The organism is Lysobacter sp. TAB13 (assembly GCF_052113885.1).
In the GTDB taxonomy this organism is placed as follows: Bacteria; Pseudomonadota; Gammaproteobacteria; order Xanthomonadales; family Xanthomonadaceae; genus Lysobacter; species Lysobacter gummosus.
Genome location: NZ_JBFRDR010000045.1, coordinates 1 through 4641, shown reverse-complemented (window position 1 = coordinate 4641; position 4641 = coordinate 1). Strand labels below are relative to the sequence as shown.

3 protein-coding genes are annotated in these 4641 nt (G+C 65.1%); all 3 read right to left on the bottom strand.

Annotation, left to right across the window (positions count from 1 at the left end; translation table 11 throughout):
- A partial coding sequence (locus AB4Y92_RS25005; protein ID WP_441822075.1) for an AraC family transcriptional regulator N-terminal domain-containing protein occupies positions 1 to 199 on the bottom strand: 199 nt, incomplete at its 3' end.
- Between the two features lie 296 nt (positions 200 to 495).
- Entirely contained in the window at positions 496 to 3366 is a 2871-nt protein-coding gene (locus AB4Y92_RS25000; protein ID WP_441822074.1) for a S8 family serine peptidase, read from the bottom strand.
- A gap of 837 nt (positions 3367 to 4203) precedes the next feature.
- Positions 4204 to 4641 (bottom strand): helix-turn-helix domain-containing protein (locus tag AB4Y92_RS24995; RefSeq protein ID WP_441822073.1); only part of this gene is annotated, 438 nt, incomplete at its 5' end.

The window sequence follows — 4641 nt, the reverse complement described above, 5'->3', positions numbered from 1 at the left end:
GGCGCAGCACCGCGACCGCCTTGGCGACGCGGCTGGAGCGGCTGTCGGTGACCGCCAGCGCGCGCAGGCGATGGCCCAGGTCGCCCATCAGCACGCGATAGAAAATCTCGCGCAGCGCCATCGGCGCCAGCACCGGCAGGTCTTGCGGCATGTCGAGCAATCGCATCAGCCGCAGCACTGCGTCCAAATGCGCGATCACCCTACGGCGCCGTCGCCTTCTGTCAGAACGAATCGGAATGTACCAAGGCAGGGGTGTTGCGCTGAATTTGCGTTGGACCGCGTCGACACACTCGCTCGGCCGGGTTCGCGCGAACACAGCCGGACGCGGTGCGAGACCGAACGTCCGCGACAGGCGTTTAGGTCTGACACGGCGATCCGCACGACAGGGGCAAACCGGAAAGCGGCCCACAAAGTATGGGCAACAAAAAAGGCACCGTACCCAAGTCCGGTGCCTTGGATGCTCCGCATGTGGCGAAGCGGCGAATCAGCTTTTCATCAACGCGCGTCGCAGGCCGTGCTGCTCTCGGCGAGCAACTGGTCGTAACTCTTTTGCCCGGCTGGTAACGGATTGGCTTGCGCCGGCAGCAGGACGCGATTACTCGCGTCGTACAACGCCGACAGGAAGCATGACTGCGACGCGGCATGGAACTTCAGACGTCCATTGCCGTAGCTGCCGTCGAACCCGGCCGCACCGAGGTCGTTGCCACCGGTGCCTGCAATTTTCACCAACGAGGCGTAAACCACCTCGCCCAGGTCTTTGCGGCGCTGCTTGAGCAAGGTTTCACGCTCGCTGTACTGCGCCGCCGTCGCGGTGTCGGGCAACGGCGCCGGCTTAGTCGCATTAGCCAGTTGACGCTGGTGCTGGAGTCCGAGCAAAGCCAAGGCAGCGATGTGCGGTGTCGCCGAGGAAGTGCCGCTGAACGTGTTATCGCCGTAGGTTTCGGTATCGACATTGGCAAAATTGGCCATGTCGGGCTTGGCATTGCCCGCCGCTTGGCCGGACGGACGCGCTCCGCCGGCAGCGAGCACCGGGCCGCGTGAGCTGTAGGCCTCCAGACCGGACGTGGCTGCGTCCAGCGCGGCCACGGTGATGACGCTGGACGAATCGGCCGGAGACGACAGCGAGCGGTCGGCGACCGAATACTGCGGGCGATGCGGCCGGGCGAACAAGCGCAGGAAGTTGGACGCGCCTTGCGTCTGGCGGACGATCCGCACGCCGAATATGCCACCGCCCGTATAACGGCTACCGCCGACAGTCCCCCCCGGCAACACGGTGTCGCAACGGGTCGTTTTGGCGGTTGCAGGCGGCGCATAAGCGACGCGTTCGAGCGGCGTCTGGCCGTTGCCGCCGTTCTGCGCGTTGTCGGATTGGACCGCCACGACCCATCCCGCCGGCGTCACGACGACTCCGTTGCGTCTGACCGCGTCGGCCCAGCGCACCAACTCGAGCCGGTAATCGGTCGCGGTGGGACTGCCGACGCCAGTCCAATTGTTCCAGGTCAGCCGAATATTGAATGCCAATTGGTTTGCCGTACTCGTGGTGGCGACGCCGACTGGAACGCAATCGCCCCAATCGCTGCCGTAACGCAGAATATTAACGCCGTCGAGGATCGGCTGGCCGGCCGCATTGCGGTTGCCTGCGACAAAATCCTGCACGACCGCGTTGCCCGCGCCGGCGGTGCTGTTGTCGTCCCAGTAGGACTGCGCTTCGTTGCCCGCGGATTTGATCAGCAGCACGCCGTTGGCTTGGGCTGCGGCGATGGCGTCGTACAGACCCTTGATATCGCTGCCGGTGCCGGTGCCGTCGCCGGACGACTGTCCGCCCATACCCAATGAGAAGCTGATCACCTGCGCGCGCGGCTCGCCCTGCACCTCGTTACGATCGTTGAGATTGGCCGCGTCCTGAATCCCGCTGATCCAGTCGCTGACCTGGCCAATGTCGTACAAACGGTATCTCGCCTTAGGCGCGACGTCGTAAACGATCTCGGTGACCGCATTGCCGTGCTTGGCCTGATCGGCGCCGAACGCACGGCCGGTGGCACGGCTGGCGATCTGCACGAGCTTGTCGGGAACCGCGTCGGTGTTCGCGGGCCATTCGCCGCCGCGCTGCAGTGCGCCGATGTTTTGCGAGCCGAACTGATCGATGATGGCGATGGTCAGATCCTCGCCCTGCAAAACCGGGTTATCCGCGGATTTAACCACCCGCACACCATTCGCCTTGGCCGCGGCGATGACGGCGGAAAGGCCTTCGATATTGGTCGACGGCCCTGCCAGGTCCAGCGGCAAGGCGATCGTGCGTGCGCGCGGCTCGCCTAGCGTTTCGAAGGCGATCGGGCCAGGCTCGCCTCGCTCTTGGTTGACGACGCCGAGATTGGCCGCATCCCGGATCGCACCGACCCAGTCGGCATCACTCTCCACCTCGTACAGGCGATACTTCGCGTCCGGCGCCAGGGCGTAGACGGTTTCCATCACCTTATTGCCGTTCTTGGCGCCGCCGGCTCCGAACACCGGGTCGTCGCCGCTGGCGATCTGCACGAGCTTATCGGTCACTGCCTCGGTATTGCGGGGCCACCGGTTGGCGCCTTGCAGCGTCGCAAGGTCGATCGTGCCGAACTTGTCGATAATGGCGATGGTCGTGTCCACTGCGCGGAATTCGGCGGCAAAGCTGCCGTAGTCGCCCAGCTTGCGCAGCGTATCCACGCCGCTGGCCGCAAGCCCATCGCTGGTCACATCGAGATCGGGCAGCGCCATCAGGCGCACCTGCGCCACGGCTTCCAACGCGGCCACCCATTCCAGCCGCGCCAGCGGCACCAGCGCTTCCAGCGTCGGCGAGCCGGCGACGGCATGCGCTTCCAGTCCAGCAGCGAGCAAGGTCTCGCGCAGGCTCGCGGTCGCCCGGTCCAGCAGGATGGGGTCGGCGATCTGCTCATGCGGCAGAGCCAGACGGATATTGAGTTTGATCTTCTCGCCGTCGCGATAAGCGGCCGGCACGCCGAACCGGTCCAGAGCCGCGATCTGCTCAGCCGCGGTGCGCACACTGTGCGCCGCGCCGCTCCCCTGCGCGCCCGCAAGCGGGACGTTGTGAGCGAACCATTGCACCGCCTGCAGCAACTGGCCGCTGCCCAACTTGGCCTGCGCGCTATTGAACGGTTTCGGCGCGACCGCCGCCGATGAACGCACGGGGCCGCGCATATCCTTATCGTCCATCTCGGGCGCGCCGCCCGCGCCGGCGATCGATGGATCTGCGGCAGCCATCGAAAGATCGTGAGTCGCCGCGCCCAACGGCATCTGCGTCCACAACAACGCGGTGGCGCAAGCGCTGGCCAGCCCGAGCACCGCCATTTTTCTGTATGAGATTGTCTTCATTATTTGTGCATTCCTGGTGCTGTTGACTGCAAACATGAGTTCTCGTCGCCTGACGCAAGCCCGCAGTACCGGCGCTGCGAAAAAGCCCGACGGATGAGAACGCTAGCGAGAGCGGCCGAAGGGTTTGCGTTTCGTGCGTACTCTTATGAACCAAACGCTCTCGATAGGCTGCCCCCCTATCAGACTCGTCCTAAATTCAAAGGACGAACGCAAAGGCGCGACAAGGAGCGGCGGTGAACCGATTGCGCGTTGATCACGGGCAGTCAACGCAAATGGCACATCGGCCAGCGACAGAGCGCGATCCGTTGGGACACACGAAAACTCGCCGCCCACGCCTCAACGCTGCGGCGACGCACGCAAGGGTTTGCCTTCCATCGTGACGGCGGGCCAGATGAGCGCCGGTGTTCGCGCGCGAACCACGAGCCGTTCTTACTAACCGCCACGATGCGCGATGGTCTTCGCCAGACCTCGGAACAACGAGCGCGAAATTGCGCAGTCGCTTACGGCATGCGCCCGCGAGCGCTATCGCTATCGCTATCGGCAATTGGAATGGCACGCCGCGGAAAGCGTGCGTTACCTCCGACCGAGGACGTGCGTAGCGCGCTCTTCGGCGCTAGCCGTACCGCGTCGTGATTCGCATGCTCGACCGGATGATCGGCCACCCGCCGCCATAACGCGCGGGTGCCCGAGCAAAGGGGCCGCAATCTCCGCGCCCGTAAAGCTCGGTTGCATTCAGGGCTCAACCGCCGCGACCCACGCGCCTTTGCGAGTCCCGATTCGCGCGAGCATCATCGCTCGACAGAATCCAGAACTGATCCTGCCACAACGATCGCTGACTCAGCCCTGCGGCGCCCCGCGCGCCAACACCACTTCCGACCGCGGCGGCGCGCCGAACAAACGCTTGTACTCGCGCGAGAACTGCGACGGGCTTTCGTAGCCCACGCGATGGGCCGCGGCGACGGCTTCGATGCCGCCGACCATCATCAGCCGGCGCGCTTCGTGCAGGCGCAGGTGCTTCTGGAACTGCAGCGGCGACATTGTCGTCACCGCCTTGAACTGGTGGTGCAGCGAGGAGGTGCTCATGTGCACTTCGTCGGCCAGGTCTTCGATGCACAGCGGCTGCAGGTAGCGCTGGCGCAGCACCGCGACCGCCTTGGCGACGCGGCTGGAGCGGCTGTCGGTGACCGCCAGCGCGCGCAGGCGATGGCCCAGGTCGCCCATCAGCACGCGATAGAAAATCTCGCGCAGCGCCATCGGCGCCAGCACCGGCAGGTC